The sequence below is a fragment of the Magnetococcales bacterium genome, assembly GCA_015232395.1.
Classification (GTDB): Bacteria; Pseudomonadota; Magnetococcia; order Magnetococcales; family JADFZT01; genus JADFZT01.
In genome coordinates this window covers 1-19937 of the sequence record JADFZT010000059.1, presented here as the reverse complement: position 1 = coordinate 19937, position 19937 = coordinate 1, and the positions used below count along the sequence as shown (strand labels likewise).

Below are 19937 nucleotides of genomic sequence, written 5' to 3'. Positions count from 1 at the left end.
AAAGACAGACCTTGGGGAGGAAGAATCCTCCCCAACCCCCCACCTCTTTTTTTTTAATAGTATAAAATCAATAACGACCCCTCCTCACCCCCAAACCCTTTCTCTGACCCCAACCAACCCCACGCTTCACCGATACACTCAACCCACGATTCTCTATCGTATCCGCCGGAAGCTCCCTCAAAAACCGCGAAGGAATCGCCGGCTCATACTGATTATAGGTCCTCCGCATCCGCGCATGGCTTAAATAAAGACGCTCCCGTGCCCTCGTCAACCCCACATAAGCCAACCGCCGCTCCTCCTCCAAACCCGTCTTGCCCTCATCCAACGCAAACTTGTGCGGCAATAACCCCTCTTCCATCCCCACCAAAAAAACCACCGGAAACTCCAAACCCTTCGCCGCATGCAACGTCGAAATGGTCACCTGCTTCTCCTGAGGCAACCCCTCCTGACCAGCCGCCATGTCCGTCTCCAAAGCCGCCCGCTCCAAAAATTCCCCCAAACTCTCCTCGGAAACCAAAAGCGCCCGCAACTCCTTCAAGTTTTCCCGCTGATCCGCCTCCCGATCCGATTTATTCAACGACTCCAAATAACCCGACTCCGTGAGCAAATAATCCAACACCAAAGCCGGTGTGCTGCTGCGAATCCGCTCCCCACCCTCCACCATCAAATCCATAAACTTTTGCAACTTCGCCCCAGCCCGAATCGTGCCCAGCTTAAGCGCCTCCCAAGCCCCATCAAAAAGAGAGCTGTTCTGACTACGGGCGGTCTCCTGAATGGTCTGAATCGCCGTCGGCCCCAACCCCCGACGAGGCACGTTGATAATGCGATCAAAAGCAATATCATCCCGGGAAGAATAAGCCAGACGCAAATACGCCAAAGCATCCTTGATCTCCGCCCGCTCCAAAAATTTAAGCCCCCCCACTACATGATAAGGAATCATCTCCCGGTTCAGCGCATCCTCCAACGAACGAGTCTGGCGCGCCGCCCGCACCAATACCGCCACCCGGTCATAATCATGATCCTTGCAAATATCCCGAATTTCCGCCGCCATCCAACGGGCTTCATCCTCACCGTTTTCCGCCTCAAACCGCTGCAACTTCGACCCGGAAGCCCCCTCCGTCCAAAGAGTCTTGCCCATGCGACCAGCATTGTGATCAATCAAATGGCTGGCAGCTTTCAGAATGTTGCCGGTAGATCGATAATTCTGCTCCAAACGCACCACCTTGGTACCGGGAAAATCCTCCTCAAAGCGCAAAATATTATCGATCCGAGCCCCCCGCCAACTATAGATCGACTGATCATCATCCCCCACCACACACAAATTGCCATGACCCACCGCAAAAGCCCTAATCCAATCATATTGCACACGATTGGTGTCCTGAAACTCATCCACCAAAATATGCCGAAACCGCTCCTGATAACGCGCCAAGGCCTCGGGATAACGCTCCCACAGCTTAAGACAATTGAAAATCAAATCACCAAAATCCATGGCGTTGGCCCGGCGTAACGCCTCCTGATATTGACTGAAAATACCCGCCACCCGCTCCCGGTCCCGGGGAAAACGCACCTGGGCCTCACCAACCATCTCCGGGCCGATGCCATCATCCTTCCAGCGGGAAAAAGCGTTGGCCAGCTTTTTGGGCGTCCAGTAGGCATCGACAAAATTCAGCTCCTTGCAGAGCCGCTTGATAGTGCGCTCCTGATCCCCCATATCCAAAATCACAAAATCAGATTCATAACCCATCATCTCCGCATGAATCCGCAACAATCGAGCACTCATGCCGTGAAAAGTGCCGATCCAGAGCCGCCCCGCACCCCGGGGATCCAAGCCGAGAATTTCCGTCACCCGATCCCGCATCTCCCGGGCCGCCTTGTTGGTAAAGGTGACCGCCAAAACTTCCTCCGGGCGCACCGCACCAGAATAGAGCAAATGGGCCAAACGACGGGTCAACACCCGGGTTTTGCCCGAGCCTGCCCCAGCCAGCACCATAAGAGCACCACCGGGATGGGTCACCGCCTCGGTCTGGGGAGTGTTGAGCCCAGCCAGAGTATCCTGGGTTTCAGGGTTGTTCATGGATTGGATCCGTCCGGGAAGGGGGGAGGTGGCTGCCGGAAAAGCCGACGGTTCAACGATTGTTGTGACTGAGGGAGAAAAAAGGCGTCATGATTGTTGATGTTCCGCTTCCCGCTCCAAAAGGGCCTTGTTATAAGCCTGGATGACGTCATGGTTGGTAATCACCCCCAAAACGTGGCTGGGGTTATCTTTCGCAACCACCGGGAGCTGCTCGACGTTGGCTGTGCCCATGCGGCGAAAAGCGTCGTAAAGATTATCCTCAGGGGTCACCGTCACCAGCTCCCGGGTGGCGATATCCCGAACCAGCACCAGATCTTCCAACCCCTCCTCAAAGGCCACCCCCCGGATATCCTGGAAAGAGACAATCCCCTTGAGCTGGCCGTTGCCATCCACCACCAAAAAATTTTCTTCCTGAGAGTGGCGAATGCGATCCTTCAGACGACGGATGTTCATGGTGTCGGGAATGATCTCGCACTTGCGCCTCATGATGGTGGAGACGGAAATGTGGCGTAATAGCCCCGACTCCCTCCCCGACCAGAGATCGATGTTGTTGCGTCGCAACGCCTTGGAATAAACAGAATCCCGATAGACCTGGTTGATCAGCAAAGTCGCCACGGTGGAAGCCACCATCAGCGCCAGCATGATGCGATAGTCGCCAGTCAGCTCAAAAAGAATCAGGATCGAAGCGATAGGGGCACCCAACACCGCCGCCGCCATCGCCCCCATACCCACCAGGGTATACGCCCCCGGCCCCCCCGAAAGCGCTGGGAAAAGGTTATGGGCAAAAGTCCCGAAAGCCCCCCCCACCATCGCCCCCAAAAAGAGACTTGGGGTAAACACACCCCCGGAAAATCCAGTCCCCAGAGTGACCGAAGTGGCCATGATTTTAGCGAAAATCAGCACCAGCATCATAGGCCCCGCCATCTGCTCCAGCAGGGCCATGTTCATGGTGTCATACCCCACCCCCATCACCTGGGGAAAAACGATGGCGATGCCTCCCAAACAAAACCCGCCGACAATGGGCCTGAGATAGCGGGGAATGGGCATCTTGGCAAAAAGATCCTCTGAGGTAAAAAGGATGTGCATGAAGAGAATGCCGGTGATGCCACACACCAGCCCCAAGCCCACATAAGCTGGAATTTCCCAGGCGGAGACAAGGGTGTAGTGAGGAACGATAAAGGCTGGAAAATCCCCCAGATGGAGCCGGGCGATGACGGTAGCGATCACAGAGGAGAGCACGATGGGGGAGAAGGTGGCCAAGCCATAATCGGCCAAAATCACTTCCAACGCGAACATCACCCCGGCGATGGGAGCGTTGAACGAAGCCGCGACACCCGCCGCCGCACCACATCCCACCATGGTGCGCATGTGCTTGGTGGACATGTGCAGCTTACGGCCAAACCAGGAGGCGATGGTGGCCCCCAGATGGACCACGGGGCCTTCCCGGCCCACCGAGCCACCGCTGCCGATGGAGAGGGAGCAGGCGATCATTTTGCCAATGCCGTCCCGCATGTTCATCTTGCCGCCGTGAAGCGCCACCGCTGCCATCACTTCCGGTACGCCGTGGCCCCGGGAACCGGGAAAGACAAAATGCACCAACGGGCCGATGATGAGACCGCCCACCACCGGCATCAGCAAAATCTGCCACCAGGGGAGAGTCGCCAAAATATCCACGACATTTTCTCCCCCAGCTCCCATGAACAGAAACTGGAAAAACTCGATCAGACGGCGAAACAGGATCGCCCCATAGCCCACCATGAGGCCGATGGCCACCGCGATTGCCGAGAGGATGATGTGTTCGTTGGCGCCCAGCCGGTTGAGGAACCGCAACATAACCGCTTTAGATTTCCAAAGAGAACGTCGATAAGCTTAACAAAGAGGTGGAGCCAGTGTAGTCCTTTCGGAATGGCCGCCACAAGCCCCGGATTAAAGATTTTCAAGGAGGGCACCACAAGATGGTACTCCAGCCCCATAACGGATATCCCCAAAAGTCGGTTCAGCCGAACCATCGGCCCAAAACCAACCTTGGTGCATACAAAGCCAGCCCGGCCAACCGTCCCCCCCCCAGGCCCGACGGCGCCCCACCCCCCTTCGGTGATCGGGAGGTGGCAGTGGTCTCCATCACCGTACCTCTGATCTCGGTGGAAGAGATCAAAATGAACACCCTCCGGATCTTCATGCGGGAGGTGTTTGGTGAGCGGATCCACCGCCATACTCATCGGGATCTGGTGATCGATATGGAAACCAAACCCGTTGACGAACCAAAGGAAAAGCCCCCTGGTATTACCATTAAGGTGTAATCCCCCTTGAGAGCCCCCAAAAAGCCCTCTCCTTAGGTAGCCAAGCAAGTGTGGGTTGATTTGGGCTTCCTTGGGGGGGCGTCAATCCCTATCCGGATCCATCCTGCCAAAGGCCCGAAGATCCACCCGACCAAAGAGCAAATGAGACCCATTCGTCTTGTTTTTTGGGTCAAAATGGGTGAGGATTGTCCCGGTTGGGAACAGGTGACACAACTCTTTCATCGGATGGGGCAGCCGCCATGCTCGACGGCCTGAAGGGAATGCTCAAAAAGGGCCATCCCCCTGCCAAAAAAAAGCGTCGGGTCAAACCTTTGGGCCTGGATTCCCTGGTCAATGAGGGAGGCCGGGTCGATTATCGTGCCCTCAAAAGCCACGCCCAGAATCAAAACGAACAGCAGTTTTTGCGTTTTTTGGGCTGCCCCGCCTTGGTGGGATCGGCGGTGGTACGGGGTAAAATATGGGCTGCTGGCAATAACTCTTCCCTGACCAAACGCTTTAAGCCTCTGGAGAGTGAAAAGGGGGTTGAAGTAGCGAGCAGCGGCTCCGAGGCTCTCTCCCGAGCGGTTTTTCCCCTTTTCAAGCTCGACGCCACCCTTTCCGGTTCACCGGTGGATCGATTCACCATCGGTCGCAGCCATGATAACGACCTGATTGTACCTGACTATACCGTCTCGAAAAATCAGGCGGTGGTGCGTATGGGCACCAGCCGCCGGTTTTTTATCAAAGACACCAACGCCACCAACCCCACTCTGATCAATGGCGAGCCTTGTGGAGAGGATGAAGTGCCCCTGTCCGAAGGGGAGACGGTGCAGTTTGGTCGCTTTCGTTTTGTCCTGCTCTCCCCCTCGGCCATCTATGCCCAAATCAGAGGCATTCCCCTGAAAAAGCGCATTGAGGAGTTGATCAATCATCTGGGGCGGGCGGACTATGAGGCGTTGCGGGAGAATGCCCGGAAAAACCGCGAAGAGGTGTTCGTGCAACTGGTCCGCAATCCCGCTCTGGTGGGGTCAGGCTTGTTGCGGGGCTATCTGTCTGATCCGAAAAGTGACGATCGGGACACCAAGGTGTTTTGGCGGCCTGATCAGGTGGGGGATCGCAAGGTGACCGAGATGAAGGTGCTGGAGCGCCACATCTATCCGTTGGTCAAGGCCAACCCGGAGGGGGACGGGGAGGATCTTTTTACCATTGGTCGCAGCAAGGAAAACGACATGTGCATGGAGGATCGCTCCATCTCCACCAAGCACGCCTCTATTCGCCGGGCGGGTGAGGGGCTTTATTTTATGTCCGATCTCGACTCCACCAACGGCTCCTCCATCAACAAAATTCCCCTGGGCTCCTACGAAAAGGAAATATCCGCCGGGGATCGCATTCAGATTGGCCGCTTCGAGTTTACCTTTCTCTTCCCCAACTCCCTCTTCGTCAAGCTCAACCGCTAACCCCCACCGATCTCACGACCCATCCCGCACCGGCCAAATGTAACGTTCAGTGGTCATTGGTGCGTAATAGGATCCGCTCCTCAGAAAATAGGAAATCTCGGTAAAATTGACATGCCAGGCCTTTCCGGGATCGTCATGGAGCGGGGTGGCTGTCCAATAATTCATCTGACGATCGTCGAACGGAAAGCCGGTATATGCCAAAGAGTAATCAGCCAGGCTCAGCAGCTCGCTCCGGTTGGGCAGACGCCAGTCGACATGCGCGCCTTCATAACCGTCGCAGGTTTCGGTTCCCGTGTTCAATCCAGCCACCCGATCAAGGCCCTCCTGCCAGGCATTCTCTCCCAGACAGATCGCATTCTTCATCCAGACCAGGGTGGTCAGGTTGTCGGTAATCGTGCCGTCGCCGTTGTCGGTAAAGCGGGGGTCGGGCCAGGGTATGCCGGCTTTCACTTCGCCATCATCACCCTCCCAAACGGTATCGGTTTGCCCGGTGCGCGCCACCAGGGCGGTCGTTTCGGGATCCATGGTCTCCAGCAAGGCGATCTTCGATCCATCCCGAACCGGTAAATACCAGGAGTGACTCAAGTTGTCCTGCCACAGGTTATCTTGGTAGTCTTCGCCGTATCCCATCGAAACATTCATGCTATACCAGTAGTACTCATCATCCAAAGTGCTATATTTTTCATAGCATGTGCTCGACCAGTAATACGAATCGCTTTGCATATCAATAAACGGGTGGTTTTCGGGCAGGGGCGGAGCAGCAGATTCCATATCCAGGAGGCTCTGCAACTCCAGGTTGGTAGGCATGCGCCAGTCGGTAAAATGGCTGGTATATCCGCGGCAACTCACGCTGCCATCGTTGAGCTCTTCCACTTTTTCGGTTTGCCAGTTAAGACTTGACAAACATCCTCCGTCCTGCAACCACACAAGTCCGGTCATATTGTCGGTGATGGTGCCGTCGCCATTGTCGGTAAAGCGGGGATCGGGCCACGCCACCCCCTTTTGCAGGTCGCCGTCATCGCCGTCAGCCCCGGAGACGGTCCGGCCGGTTTTGGGAATCAGGGCCACGGTTTCGGAATCGCTCTCCGCTTCATCCAAACCAAAGGCCTGGTTGAGAAAAACCGCCATCTCCGATCGGGTGATGTTTTGGCTGGGGCAAAAGTGGCCCTCTTCGCACTCCCGCCCCGGTTCCGTGGTCCCCTCTACCGCCCCTTCCGCCTCCAGCTGTTCGATAAAGGCAGCCGCCCAATAATCGCCTGAAATATCCCCGAACACCGTTCCCGTGGCTGTTGGGGGTTGGTAATCCACACCATATTTGGTTCTCAAAAGAAAAACCGCCATCTCCGCCCGGGTCACCTCCCGGCTGGGGCAGAAACGGTCTTCCTCACAGCCGCTGGTGATGCCCAAAGCCGCCAACCGTTCGATCTGGTGGCCCGCCCAATGATCGGTCGTAACATCCCCGAACAGCGCCCCGGTGGCGGAGATGGGGGAATAGCGACCACCATATTTTCCCCTTAACAGAAAAATCGCCATCTCCGCGCGTTGCAGGGTGTTGTCCGGACAGTAGTCGCCATTCCCGCACCCTCGGGAAATTTCAGTCTCTCCGACCGCCTGGATGTGGTCGAAGGCCCAGTGGTGGCAGGTGACGTCGGTATAGTGGCCCTTGGCGTCACAGCCTGCCACCAAGGCGTCTTCGGCATCCGTGGGGCTGGAGCCGAATTGATATTCAGCCAGATTGCCGTCCCCATCACCATCGGCATCCTGGTCGGCATCGGCGGCATCGGTCGAATCGAAGCCGTATTCATCTTCATAGCTGTCCGGCATGCCGTCGTTGTCGTCATCGGTGTCGGCGTTGTCTCCCGCGCCATCTCCATCGTTGTCGTTCCACTCCTGCGGATCCGTGACAAAGGCATCCGTCACATCCGGCTCCCCATCTTCATCAAAGTCGGCCTCAGGGCAAATTTCGGACTGCCATTGGATATCGTAGGCGGGAATGGGATTCAGGTTGTCGGCTTCCCCAACCACCAGCCAGTAGGTTCCGGGCGGGAGATAGTTGTCGCAATCCAGGCTGATCGAGGCGCGACCCTCTTCACCGCTGCCATCATCGCTGCCCATGGTTTCCAAGTCGGCATCGTAGAGAGCCATGGCCATCTCACCGGACTCCCCGGACATCTCTATCACCACTTCCGAAGAGAGACTCAGGGAGAGGCTATACCAATCCACATCCCCTTCCTGGTCGATGGTGTGTGTCTGGGATTCGCCAGTGAGGAGGGGGGTGGCCTCATGGTGGGTGTCGTCCGGTTCATATGCGTCATCCTCCCCCTCCACCACATACAGCGAAAAGGGTTCCCCATCGGCATCGATCACCTGCACTGGGAAATAGCGCTCTTCCGTGGTGCCATCCCCCAGTTGGCCATAGGCGTTATCATCCCAGCTCCAGACTGTTCCGTCAGTCAGAATCGCTGAGGATCCTCCAGCGCCAATGGCCGCCACATCGGTCAAATCGGGAACAATACCAGGCGTGCTGCGATCATCCGTGGTGCCATCCCCATAGTCATTGCTGCCCCAGGTCCAGACGCTACCATCCGATTTCAGTGCAGTGGAATGGAAGCTGGTGGCGATTTGAATGACATCGGAGAGCCCCACCACTTCGACGGGCGTGTATCGATGCTCCGTTGTGCCATCCCCCAGTTGTCCAAACCAGTTGTTACCCCAAGCCCAAAGGACACCATCGGATCTCAAGGCCAGATTGTGGGAGCCGCCGGAGGCAATATCCACCACATCAGATAGCTCCACGACCTTTACCGGGGTCGCACTGTCTTCCGTGCCACCATTGCCAAGTTGGCCAAAAAGGTTGTTCCCCCAGGCCCAGACAGAACCGCTCTCGGTCAAGGCAATGGTATGTTGGTAGCCAGCGGCTATTTGGATGACGGGTTCCGCAATGGGCACCTCCACCGGCGTCTCCTGCTCCTCACCGGTGGCCAGAGGCCCGATCTGACCATCATCATTGTCTCCCCAGGCCCAGACAGTTCCATCGGAGGTCAAGGCGACATAGTGCATGGACGAAGAATATTGCGTTGAAATATCGATGACATCCGTCAGATCCGACACCCTCTCGGGCCACTGATTGTTCAAGGTGGATGATTGATCGTAGATCTTGGCAATTTGCCATATGGTTCCATCGGATTTCAGGACGATGGACCGGGAACTAGCGGCTACTATTTTTCGGACGTCGGCAAGATCCAGGGTTTTGTGTGGAACTGTAATTTCACCGGAAAGATCCGGGATCCCCAATGAGAGACCATTGCCCCAGCTCCAGACGGATCCATCGGATTTGAGTGCCATAGTGGCGCTGCTGCCATCCACCATGGGCTCAACGGCAGGGGCCAGGGAGGGGCAACAGTGAAGAAAAATAATTGTAACCATTAACAGTAATTTCATATCTATTCTCCATTCCTATGTAATATATTTTATTAATTTAATATCCTCCTGTTTTTTTTGCAAGAGTATTATTCGAATGGAAAAAAAGGCCGCTCCGAAGAGCGGCTTTGAAATCAATCATCTGGATGGTGGTTGGTTTTTTTTGGTCTTTCAGCTCCTTTTGGATCCATTCCGACAGCCGGAGAGCAACATGGAATGCATGGTTGGCGGAATTCGGCCTCCCCTCAACGGTTCGAAAGGGTGGGTGTCAACAGGACGAGCCTTGCCGTCTCCTTTTTTCAACTGGAACACAGATCATCAACGCCACTGATGCTGCCGCTCTTTTGGTTGCCGTTGACACTCCAACCGGTTATGCCGCTCTCCAGGCTGACCAAACATTGGATGTTTTGGTTCGTACCACTGCCGATGAAATTGTTGTTGGTCACGGACACATAATCGGCGGCGATGCGAACCAGATGATTCGTTTGATAGCCAGCGGCATCCACGGTCACGATGTTGTCATCGAATGAGGTGTTCGGCGCTTCCAGATGGATGGGTTCGCCGCTGCTCAGATTGATTGTGTTGGAATTGTCGATGTTGACATTGGTAATCGACACCGAGGGGGCGCTCGCATCCGGAATCATCTTCAGGTGCTGCTCGATGGTGTTGCCGGAGAGGGTCATGTTGTCGATTTTATTGGAGGTACATTTGAAGTAGGTTCCGATCTCGTTGGCGGAGATGGTGAGCAACGCAATGTTGGAAGCCATCGTTGGAGCCGATCCGTCGGTATAGTTGTATTCCAACTGGGCGTTGATCTCATTGTCGATAATCCTGACATTCCGCAAGTCACCGTTGAGAAGCAAAGCGCCGGTTTCCAATCCGGGAGTCGTGTTTCCATTCAGTACATTGTTCAGGAATAAAACATCCAATGTGTATCGACTGCCGCCGGCATCTTGGGAGGAGGTGATGGTCACCGCAGCAAGTCTCGGGGTATCCACCAAAGAGGTAATGGTATTGTTCTTGACCGTACTGTTCCTCAGGCCGATCAGGGTCAAGGCGGCGCTATTGCTTCCAGTTTGAATATTTCCTCTATGGAATGTGTTGTCTTGTACGGTGATGTTTCTGAAGTTTTCGATCTTGCAGCAAACGCCGTCCGCTGTGGTTTCTTCGCTCAAAAAAACACGGTTGCCGGCAACGACGCCACCATTGGAATCGTAGGTAACAGGATCAATGGGTGAATCCACCAGCAGGCCGATCGCAATATCCGAACCACTTTCTGCATGTTTTTTAACGGTATTTCCAATCATCCGTGGGTTCACGATGGAACGGGTTACTGCCTGGATGACAAAGCCGTATTGGGTATAGCCAATGGCCTTGCAGTCTTCGATCAAAACATTGTCGCGATCCTCAATCTGGATCGCCACTGAAGGGGCGGATGATGTACGGTCGACCTCCCTGAATTTCAATGAACGAAACTCACAACCCGAGTACTCTCCACTATACTCATTGCTGGGAAGAAAAAATGCATAGGGAACGCCATCTGTTTTGATCGTGGGCTTGTCTGTGGGATCACTGCCCTTAAATTTTTGCCCGGGTTTAGGGGTCAGATAGTTGTCGAACCTGTAGGTGCCGGGCGGGAAGATGTAGGTGTTTATACCTTTATTATGATTTTCACCATCTTTGTCATTGTTTATACTACTCTGAATGACTCCGCTGGCATCAGTGTTCCCAGTATTGTCAGCGCCCAGGTCTGTCACTACATTGATCTCAGCCATTGGTTGGGTTCCTCCATAGTTGGTTTATTGGAAAAGGTGAAGAGGGTGATCATTATCGGATTGATGGTGGCGTTGGCTGATTGGATATGGACCCTATCGTGGTCATCCGGGGGCTTGAAAACCGAGTCATCCATGATTTTTGCTTTTGAAGGAAAGGATGCGTTGCCCTGCAGCCGTTTTCGGAGACCAAAACCACCTCTAAATTCGGATTGTCAGCTAAAATCTCAAACTGTTTTGCATAATTTATTGCATGTTCTTATGTTCGTCAAGAGCTTTTTGAACAACAATAAATATATAAGATTACCCTGTATATTGTTATGCGTTGTTTAAAACTCATGTAACACGTGTAGGATGTGCTGAGCTGTACGAACCGCATCAATCAAGGCTGATATGCCATTTTACTAAGGTGCGCATAAGTAAGCGACCAAACTAAACAGCATACTGAGCTTCCGGATGTCCAAAAAAACCTCTTACGGTCGCCGGTTTTTTTTGAAGAGAGCGCAGGAAGGACAACTCTGTGGCTTTCAGTTGGTTCGGACCAGCAATGGAGGCTCTACCCCACACCATGGCATTTCAAATGGTTCCAGACCAGTTCATCTGGATTGAGATCTGGTGAGTAGGGCGGCAGGAAGAATAGCTTCAGTCGGCCTTCAGTGGACTCCACGAATTTTTTAACCTTGGCGGCTTTGTGAGCCTTATGACCATCCACGATCAGGTAGACAGGGTGATCTGCATTGTGTATCAGCCGTTTCAGAAACTCACAAAAAACGCCTCCGTTGAAATTTTCTTCAAATGCCATGAAGCGAAGTTGCCCTTTTGGAGATATGGCGGAGATCAGATTGACCTTGAATCTAGCCCCTGTGGTCTTAACGACTGGCGTTTGGCCGACAGGAGCCCAAGTGGTTCCGGAGTGGTCGTCAGAACGGACACCGGACTCATCTCCAAAATAGATGGTTGCTCCTTCTTGTCGGGCCATTTCTTTAATCTTGGGGTAATCCACTTCCCGCCATTGTGAGACCAACGTTTCTTTCTGCTGCCAAGCACGACGCTTGGGACGTTGAGGAGTGAGTCCAAGCTTTTTCAGTATCCGCCCAACTTGAGATCCACTGAGATTTTTCTTGAATTCTCGACGGATCCATTCTCGGACCATCTCACGCGTCCATAAGGCAAAAGGAAAACGCAATTGAAGTGGATTTTTTCCAACAACCGTCTGATAGATTTTGCGCAACTGAGTCCCGGTCAGCGTTGGCGGACGACCCGGAATCGACTTGGCACGAAGCGCATCAAGTCCTCCTTCACGATAGCGGGCCAGCCATTCGTAGATCCGTGGCTTGGTGAAACCAAGCGCTTTGATAACCACGTCAGGATGCTCTCCATCCTGAACGCGGAGAACGGCTCGGATTCGAAGTTCTTCAAGAGTTTTATGGTCAAGCTTTCTGCCATCGAGTTTGTTCATGGCGAAAGTTTACCAAAGGTCGCTTACTTATGCACGGCTTAGTAACGACTATGACGTGCCATATTGGTTTAAAATAACTATAATAATGGCCCGACAGGCCGTTCAAGGTGAATGTCGATTCAGCCTAGGAGAAGCGTCCGCCAAGCACAGTTCCTGGGGGGCTGTCTGGGAAAAGCTGTTGGCGTTACCTGAGCCCGATCACCCTAAGCTGCAAAGGTTGGGTCTCGCCTGGCCAGGTGAAGCGCCTGCTGAGCACGGCTCCTGGGGATTTGTCTGGACAGCTCTTTGGGAAACACCCGGTTTTGACAGGAGTTGGTTGGTTCGGTTGGAGGGGAAATAGTTGCAGGAAATAAACGGTTGGAATGGTTCCTGGAGCTTTGTCTGGCTCTTGTTATGGCTGGAAGCAGGGGGGAGGACGCTGACACTTGCGCTAAGGTGTCTGGAACAAGCCCCTGAAAGGCATCGTGGCCGAATATGGGTAGAGGCGGCTTTGGTCGGGGGGGAGGTTGAAGAGAGGTGATCAGGGAGGGTGTTTAAGCTTTCCCAATAAAAAAAGGGCGTGGAGTCGAAACCCCACGCCCTTTTTCAGTGATTCACATCTTTACAGCATTACTGCATGGGCTTCAGTTCCACCCGGCGGTTCATGGCCATCCCAGCTTCGGTGTTGTTGTCAGCGATGGGTTGGTCGGGTCCGTAGCCTACGGCGGTGAGACGGTTGCCCGAAACCCCTTCACCGATCAGGTGATCCACCACGGCTTGGGCGCGGCTGCCGGAAAGGCGCTTGTTATAGGAAGCAGAGCCGCGATTGTCGGTGTGACCCTGAATTTCCACGTTGAGATTCGGATTTTGGCCCATGATCTTGGCGACTTCAGCCAGCTCACCATAATACTGGGCTTTGATGACGGACTTGCCGGTGTCAAACTCGACATTTTGCAGCACCCAGCAGCCGATATCATTGACCGAAGCACCCATGGGGGTGGTGGGGCACTGGTCGTTTTGATCGTAGACGCCATCGCCATCGGTATCCAGAGGACAGCCGTTGGCATCCACCTGGACGCCAGCCGGGGTACCCAGGCAGTCGTCTTTATAATCCGGAACGCCGTCGCCATCGCTATCCAGCGGGCAACCATTGTCATCCACCATCACACCAGCCGGTGTACCCAGGCAGTCATCCTTATAATCCGGAACGCCGTCACCATCGCTATCCAGCGGGCAGCCGTTGCCATCCACCATCACGCCAGACGGGGTGCCGGGGCACTTGTCCATATAATCCGGAACGCCGTCACCGTCGGTATCCAGGGCGCAGCCTCTGACATCCACTTTTACACCCTTGGGGGTGTCAGGGCATTTGTCGGCATTGTCCAAAACGCCGTCGCCATCGGAATCCAGAACGACTTCATCACAAAAATAGCACTGGGTGCCCATGGCAGAGAGTTGGTGTTTACCCATCTGGGGATGCCACTGCTCGTGGCCTTTGACAGCCCAGCCCCCTGATTCCGGCGACAAAGACGAACAGCCGGAAAGGGAAAGCCCCAGGGTGACGATGCCCACCAGGGCCAGTACGGTATTTTTTCTCATGGTAGAATCCTCTTAAAGACTGAAGATGGTTGAGATATCGGGAATGATATGAACAGATGATTGGATCCGGCAAGGCCGAATTTTGTTATATAATTTTCATGGAACGCCTTTTGGTGGATTGTTCAGGCACTTTCCGTTTAAAAAGGTTGCCTTACAGTCGGAGACCGGATTTGATCGAGACCCGTCAGCCGACACAAACAGACCCATTTCGATATTGATTATGTTAGCAGCTGTTCACAAGGCTGCAAAATGAAAACTGAATTTTTTTTCCCGGGCCTCCACCGGCTTGGTCATGCGCTGTTTTTGTCGGCCTCGTGGTGTGTGGTTGGGGGGAGATGCATTTGGCTCCTGTCAATCCCGGCGGCTGTTGCTATACTTTCTCCGCAAATTGACCCCTGGTCTCTAACCTCTCGCTACTAAAGTCAAAGCCTGGAAACATGATAGATTGGCCCATTGATACCCTCGTCAACAACGCCAAACGAACCCTGGACGATCTGGTTCACCTGGCCATGGACCGGACGGTACGCTTGGCGGTGACCGGGTTGAACCACTCCGGTAAGACCGTTTTTATCACCTCCCTGGTCCACCAGCTGCTGAATGGTCCCCGTAGTGGCGGGCTTAATTTTTTCAGTGTGGTCAAGGAAAACCGTCTGCGTGGCTCCAAGGTGGTGCTACAGCCGGACATGGATGTGGCCGCCTTCCGCTATGAGGATTTTATCGAGCCTCTGACCGGTTCCGGCCCTACCTGGCCCAAGGCGACCGACGGCTTGAGTGAAATTCGCCTGGCGTTGCGTTTTCAGCCCACCGGGTTGATTCATCAGCATCTGACCAACGCCCCGACCCTCTATCTGGACATCATCGACTATCCCGGTGAGTGGCTGTTGGATCTGCCGATGCTGGGGATGAATTTTGCCGACTGGAGCAACTCCATCTTTAAGTTGTGCGAAGGGGAGCCCCGCCAGACGCTCTCCCAGGAGTGGCGCCAGTTTATCACCGACCTGGATCGCAGCCGCCCTCCCAATGAGGGGACTTTGCGGCGGGCGGCCAAGCTATATACTGAATTTCTCCACGCCTGTCGCAAGAACGATGCGGGGCTTTCGTTTTTGCAGCCGGGGCGATTTTTTGTTCCGGGAGAGCTGATGGGTGCGCCTCTCCTGACTTTTTGTCCCCTGGATGGCAACGATGGCGCCGATGCGCCGGGGAGCCTCTATCAGGTGATGGCGGAGCGGTTTGAATTTTATAAGGAACACGTGGTTGGCAAGTTTTATAAACAGCATTTTTCCCAGTTTGACCGTCAGATCGTTCTGGTCGACGTTTTAAAGGCTCTCAACAACGGCCCCGACCATTTTCGGGATATGCAGCACGCTTTGGATTCCATTCTCAACTCGTTTGATTATGGCCAGTCGGGGCTGCTCTCCCGGCTGTTTAATCCCAAGATCGATAAGCTCTTGTTTGCTTCCACCAAGGCCGATCATGTGGCGGCCAACCAGCACCACAACCTGGAGCGGCTGGTGAATCGTCTGGTGGTGAAACCCGCCAACGAGGCGCTTTTCCAGGGGGTGGAGGTCAAAACCATGGCCCTCTCTTCGGTGGTGTGCACCGAAACAGTGGTGCGGGAGCACCATGGTCGGCGGCTTTCTTTCGTCAAAGGGGTGCCCAAGGGGCGCAAAAAGGAGATTTTGCTCTTTCCCGGAGAGATTCCCGAAAGCTTGCCGAAACCGTCGGACTGGGAAAACAATCGCTTTAACTTTCAGGAGTTTAAACCCAAACCCATGGCGGATCTCCAGGATGGGGCTCTCCCCCACATGCGTTTGGATCAGGTGTTGGAATTTTTGTTGGGAGACAAGTTGAGCTGATGAAAAACCAAGCTTGGTTATATCCCGTTGAGCTGGACCCGGAGGAGGAGGGCAAAAAAGCCAAGCCCGCCAAAAAGCCCCCTGCGCCGGTGGAGCCGGTGGAGCTCACCCCGGAGCCCACCTTGGATGAGCCGGTGCCGATGCAGAGCAACCCGGACCCCTCTCCTGCGCCCATGGAAGAGCCTCTCCAGACCCCTTCTTTTGGGGAAAATGGGGCCGCTGCGCGGGAGTCGATGGTGTTGGCTGGTGCCAGTCCGGCAAAAAAGCCCAAGCCGACCTGGGGTCTTTTCCGGTGGTTTTTTGTTTCGGTGGTGCTGCTTTTTGTCGGCCTGTTGTTGGAGGATACGGCGCTCTTTTTGCGGGATCGGTTTGCTGCCCATTGGTCGTTGGGGCTCTTTTTTTCCATCCTGATTGCGGGGGTGACCTCGGCGTTGATGCTGATGGTTGGCAGGGAGTGGTTGCGGATTCGTCGTTTGCGAACCCATCAGGGATTGCGGGAAGAGGCGGAACGTCTGGTGCAATCTGCCACCTTCGGTCAGGCCCAGCCTTTGACCAAGCAGATCGCCAAGCTTTACCGGGAGCGACCCCAGACAGCTACGGCTCTGGAGCGGTTTAACGGGGAGGCGGAGAGTTATCTGGGGGATCGGGAGATGTTGCAGCTTTTTTCCCACCATCTGCTGGTGCCTCTGGATCGGGAGGCTTATGGGGTGGTGGTGAAAAATTCCACGGCGGCGGCGGTTTTTGCCACCATCAGCCCTCTGGCTTGGTTGGATGCGTTGCTTTTTCTCTGGCGCAATGTGCGCATGGTGCGGGAGTTGGCGGAAGTTTATGGGATTCAACCGGGTTTTACCGGCTCCATGGTGATGATTCGCAGTGTTTTTCAGGGCATGTTGGTTTCGGGGGCGGCAGAGTTGCTGGTGGATGAGGGGGCGGTGGCGATGGGGGAATCTTTCACCTCCCTGTTGTTGGCCCAGGCGGGTCAGGGGGTTGCCAATGGTCTGTTTACGGCCCGGGTGGGGCTGTATGCCATGCGCTATTGTCGTCCCATTCCTTTTGAGGAAAAAGATCGCCCCAAATTGGCCTACATTCGGGGTGAGGTGATTGGGGAGTTGAAAAAAGTCTTGAAAAAGAGCGATAATCCCAAGATTCCAGGAACCTCCAAAAGGTGAGACGCCCATGCTTCCCCTCCTGATCCCTTTCGGTATCTCTTCGGCCATCGGCTATGCGGTGGGTCGCAAGGTTTTTGATGGCAAAGGTCGCTCCAAGTCCAAATCGAAGATCAATCCCCTGAAGCAGGCTGGTCTGCCGACGGTGCGTATTGAGCGGGAGATTGTGGTAGAGGAGCGGAGTTTGATTTTGGCTCGGGAAGAGATTCCTCTGGACAATCGTTTTGGCAATCAGATTTTGACCAGTGAGCATGAATTTGCCCGTTCTGCGACGGTGGCGTTGGAGGTTGAGCGTTCCAGGGAGATGGGGACCGCTTTTCGCACCACTTTCTGGAAGCTTTTTGAGACCAGGGCCAGTGGTGAGTTGGCCAAGAGTTTGGGGGTGGAGATCGGGTCTCATTTGACACGGCGGGTGCGTTTGAAGTTTGCGGCCTCTCCGGGGGAGTTGGTGCGTTATCGGGTGGTTTGGAAGCAGGAGTCCAGGCGTGGGGTTTTTGAAGTAAGGATTGGCAACAAAGCTTTCCAGATTCCCTATATGGTTCGCTACGGTCTTTTCCATTCGGTAGAGAGCTTGGACAGTGGCCCGGATGCCGGTGGCATAACGACCATCGAGGAGCCGGTTTAGTTTTTTGACTTTAAACTATTAAAAAAAAAGATGGGGGGGATTGGGGGGAATTCCTTCCCCCCAAGGTCTTTCTTTTGATCTTGATCTAGATTTTGAATTTAATCTTTTGATTTTGTTTTCCATCGATTTTTTATTTTTCCAGCTTAAATTTGATCATCCTGTTCATTTTTTCATCATGACCCGATCATTCCGGTAGCACGATTTCCGCCTCTTCAAGTCTACCCTCTGACCTCGGACAGACGAGCCATGGGAAGGCGCCTGCATTTCGTTTTTTTTGCCCTGGGTGGTTTTTCCCAGATTGCCCAGGCCCTGTTGATTCGGGAGCTGTTGGTCTCCTTTCAGGGTAACGAAATTTCCATCGGTTTTTTTTACGGCAGCTGGCTTTGGTGGATCGCCTTGGGGGGATTGGCGGCGGCCCGGCTGGATCGACATCGTCCTGTTTTAAACCCGGCCTTCCTGGTTGGGGTTATTCTTCCTGCTTTGCCTTTGCTTCTGGCTTCACAGATGGCCCTCACCCGGATGGCTCGCTTTTTTATGGCGTTGCCGTCGAGTGAATTTATTCCTTTGGGTCACCTGGCAGCTACTACCTTTTTGATCACGCTTCCCACCGGTATTGCCATCGGTTTTTTGTTTCCCCTGGCGTGCAAAATATTGGCTGAACGGCGGGAAGCTCCCATCACGACCCTCTATATCCTGGAATCTTTGGGGGCTTTGGCAGGGGCGCTGCTCTTTACCTTTGTGCTGGTTGAATGGTTGGGGGGGTGGCGGATTTTGTGGCTTATGACCGCTCTGTTCGGCTTTGTCGGTCTGCTGCTTTTTAATCCTGGATCCCCCTCCCCTGCCCCCTCCCCTGCCCCCTCCCCTCTCGTGGATCCCTCCCCTGGCTCCCCCTCTCCTCTCCCCTTTAAAGCGACCTCTTCCCGGTGGCGCTGGCTGAGTGTGGGGGTGGGGTGTTTGGGGCTGCTCCTGAGCTGGCCACCCCTGGGATCGGTTTTGGAGGAGCGGATGGAGGCTTGGCGATTTGCCGTCAATCATCCGGGGCTGTCGTTGGTGGGGGCGAGAGAAACCCGCTATGGCCATGTGGCTCTGGCCCGTTTTGGCGACCAGCATTCGGTGGTGACCGATGGCCGGGTGGGGGAAAGCTTTCCGGATCGGCGGCGGGTGGCGGGGGATGCCGCCTATTTTTTCAGCCAGGGGGGTGCGCCCAAACGGATTTTGATTTTGGATGGTTGGCTGGGGGGGCTGGGGGCTGAATTGTTGCGCTATCCGGTGACGGGGCTTGATGTGGTGAGTCAGGATCGCTTGGCTTTTGAGCAGATCCGCCCCCACCTCCCCCCTGAAACCCTGGGAGCCCTCAGCGACCCCCGTATGCAGCTCCACTTTATGGATGGCCGCAGCTTTGCCAACGCTCTCACCGGGGAGGAGCGATATGATTTGGTGTTGGTGCTGGTAGGAGATCCGGCCTCGACTCGGCAAAATCGCTATTTTACCCGGGATTTTTATCGTGGACTGAAAAAGGGCATGTCTGAGACCGGGGTGCTCTGTACCCGGGTGGGGAGCGCTTCGAACTATCTGGGGCGGGAGGTGCAGAGTTACAGCGGCTCGGTGTTTCGGACTTTGGGGCGCGTTTTTCCCCATCCGGTGGTGGCCCCAGGGGATCAGCACACCTTTTGCGCCAGTGGAAAACCGGGGGTGGTCAGCCAAAATCCCGATCTGCTCCAGGAGCGTCACGAGGAGATTGATCTTCCGGAACCCCACCCCCCCAAGGATCTGTTCCACCTGATGCTTCCCCCCCGACGGGTGGCTTTTGTCCACCAGCGGCTGGAGCAGGAAAAGGGTGAGATCAATACCGACCAGCGACCGGTTACCTTTTTTCTCAATTTGGTGCTCACCGGCAAGCTGACCGCTTCAGGCATTGGCGAGGTGTTGCATCGGCTGAAGGGAATGGGATTTTGGCCCTGGCTGGTGCCGCCTCTGGTGTGGGTGGGGCTGCTGTTGGTGCGGGGCTGGTTGGCGGATGAAGGGGGGCGTGGCGGCGGGGGAGTGGCTGGGAATCGGGGGGGTGGGAAAACGGACGGCCCGGTGGATGGGCGGCGGGGGAATCTCTTCAAGTCCGGTGCGCTGTTGGCTCTGGCGGCTCTGGGTTTTATCGCCATGGCGGCCCAACTGATGGTGCTGTTTGGCTATCAGGCGGGGGTGGGGTTTGTTTTTGGTCGTATTGCGTTGCTAAACGGGCTTTTTATGGTGGGGC

General features: G+C 54.8%; 11 protein-coding genes and 1 pseudogene. 6 read left to right on the top strand and 6 right to left on the bottom strand.

The features are described 5' to 3' along the window. Positions 1 to 67: 67 nt before the first annotated feature. Positions 68 to 2074, bottom strand: coding sequence for a UvrD-helicase domain-containing protein (locus tag HQL52_14845; protein MBF0370727.1), 2007 nt, complete (start codon positions 2072 to 2074; stop codon positions 68 to 70). Positions 2075 to 2161: 87 nt separating this feature from the next. After that, positions 2162 to 3907, bottom strand: coding sequence for a chloride channel protein (locus HQL52_14840; protein MBF0370726.1), 1746 nt, complete (start codon positions 3905 to 3907; stop codon positions 2162 to 2164). A 122-nt stretch (positions 3908 to 4029) separates the two neighbouring features. Between HQL52_14840 and HQL52_14835 the strand changes: the two genes are divergently transcribed. Both HQL52_14835 and HQL52_14830 read left to right on the top strand, forming a co-directional pair. Continuing rightward, a complete protein-coding gene (locus tag HQL52_14835) occupies positions 4030 to 4374 on the top strand; it encodes a hypothetical protein (protein MBF0370725.1) in 345 nt (114 codons plus the stop codon). Positions 4375 to 4613: 239 nt separating this feature from the next. Beyond that, positions 4614 to 5810 (top strand): FHA domain-containing protein, encoded by a 1197-nt coding sequence (locus HQL52_14830; GenBank protein ID MBF0370724.1) that lies wholly within the window; start codon positions 4614 to 4616, stop codon positions 5808 to 5810. A 12-nt stretch (positions 5811 to 5822) separates the two neighbouring features. Here the strand turns inward: HQL52_14830 and HQL52_14825 are convergent, their stop codons facing one another. The 4 genes and pseudogenes from HQL52_14825 to HQL52_14810 all read right to left on the bottom strand — a co-directional run bounded on the left by HQL52_14825 (position 5823) and on the right by HQL52_14810 (position 14039). After that, complete coding sequence (locus HQL52_14825) at positions 5823 to 9251, bottom strand: DUF1566 domain-containing protein (GenBank protein MBF0370723.1); 3429 nt, start codon at positions 9249 to 9251, stop codon at positions 5823 to 5825. Between the two features lie 278 nt (positions 9252 to 9529). Next, a complete protein-coding gene (locus tag HQL52_14820; GenBank protein MBF0370722.1) occupies positions 9530 to 11005 on the bottom strand; it encodes a hypothetical protein in 1476 nt (491 codons plus the stop codon). Positions 11006 to 11434: 429 nt separating this feature from the next. Further along, positions 11435 to 12461, bottom strand: a pseudogene (locus HQL52_14815) (IS630 family transposase). A gap of 609 nt (positions 12462 to 13070) precedes the next feature. Beyond that, on the bottom strand, positions 13071 to 14039 hold the full coding sequence (locus tag HQL52_14810; GenBank protein MBF0370721.1) for an OmpA family protein: 969 nt from the start codon (positions 14037 to 14039) through the stop codon (positions 13071 to 13073). Between the two features lie 437 nt (positions 14040 to 14476). On the opposite strand from HQL52_14810, the gene HQL52_14805 reads away from it, so the two are divergent. The 4 genes from HQL52_14805 to HQL52_14790 form a co-directional block, all read left to right on the top strand. After that, complete coding sequence (locus HQL52_14805; protein MBF0370720.1) at positions 14477 to 15895, top strand: YcjX family protein; 1419 nt, start codon at positions 14477 to 14479, stop codon at positions 15893 to 15895. After that, positions 15895 to 17064 (top strand): TIGR01620 family protein, encoded by a 1170-nt coding sequence (locus tag HQL52_14800; protein ID MBF0370719.1) that lies wholly within the window; start codon positions 15895 to 15897, stop codon positions 17062 to 17064. Before HQL52_14805 ends, HQL52_14800 begins: the two co-directional genes overlap by 1 nt. Before the next feature lie 7 nt (positions 17065 to 17071). Beyond that, the gene (locus HQL52_14795) at positions 17072 to 17686 is read left to right on the top strand and encodes a hypothetical protein (protein MBF0370718.1); all 615 of its coding nucleotides are present in this window, start codon (positions 17072 to 17074) and stop codon (positions 17684 to 17686) included. A gap of 246 nt (positions 17687 to 17932) precedes the next feature. Beyond that, positions 17933 to 19937 (top strand): hypothetical protein (locus HQL52_14790; GenBank protein MBF0370717.1); only part of this gene is annotated, 2005 nt, incomplete at its 3' end.

Excerpts from the sequence above, each read along its gene's own strand:
- HQL52_14845 (MBF0370727.1), bottom strand. The coding sequence starts at position 2,074 with ATGAACAACCCTGAAACCCAGGATACTCTGGCTGGGCTCAACACTCCC.
- HQL52_14840 (MBF0370726.1), bottom strand. The coding sequence starts at position 3,907 with ATGTTGCGGTTCCTCAACCGGCTGGGCGCCAACGAACACATCATCCTC.
- HQL52_14835 (MBF0370725.1), top strand. The coding sequence starts at position 4,030 with ATGGTACTCCAGCCCCATAACGGATATCCCCAAAAGTCGGTTCAGCCG.
- HQL52_14830 (MBF0370724.1), top strand. The coding sequence starts at position 4,614 with ATGCTCGACGGCCTGAAGGGAATGCTCAAAAAGGGCCATCCCCCTGCC.
- HQL52_14825 (MBF0370723.1), bottom strand. The coding sequence starts at position 9,251 with ATGAAATTACTGTTAATGGTTACAATTATTTTTCTTCACTGTTGCCCC.
- HQL52_14820 (MBF0370722.1), bottom strand. The coding sequence starts at position 11,005 with ATGGCTGAGATCAATGTAGTGACAGACCTGGGCGCTGACAATACTGGG.
- HQL52_14810 (MBF0370721.1), bottom strand. The coding sequence starts at position 14,039 with ATGAGAAAAAATACCGTACTGGCCCTGGTGGGCATCGTCACCCTGGGG.
- HQL52_14805 (MBF0370720.1), top strand. The coding sequence starts at position 14,477 with ATGATAGATTGGCCCATTGATACCCTCGTCAACAACGCCAAACGAACC.
- HQL52_14800 (MBF0370719.1), top strand. The coding sequence starts at position 15,895 with ATGAAAAACCAAGCTTGGTTATATCCCGTTGAGCTGGACCCGGAGGAG.
- HQL52_14795 (MBF0370718.1), top strand. The coding sequence starts at position 17,072 with ATGCTTCCCCTCCTGATCCCTTTCGGTATCTCTTCGGCCATCGGCTAT.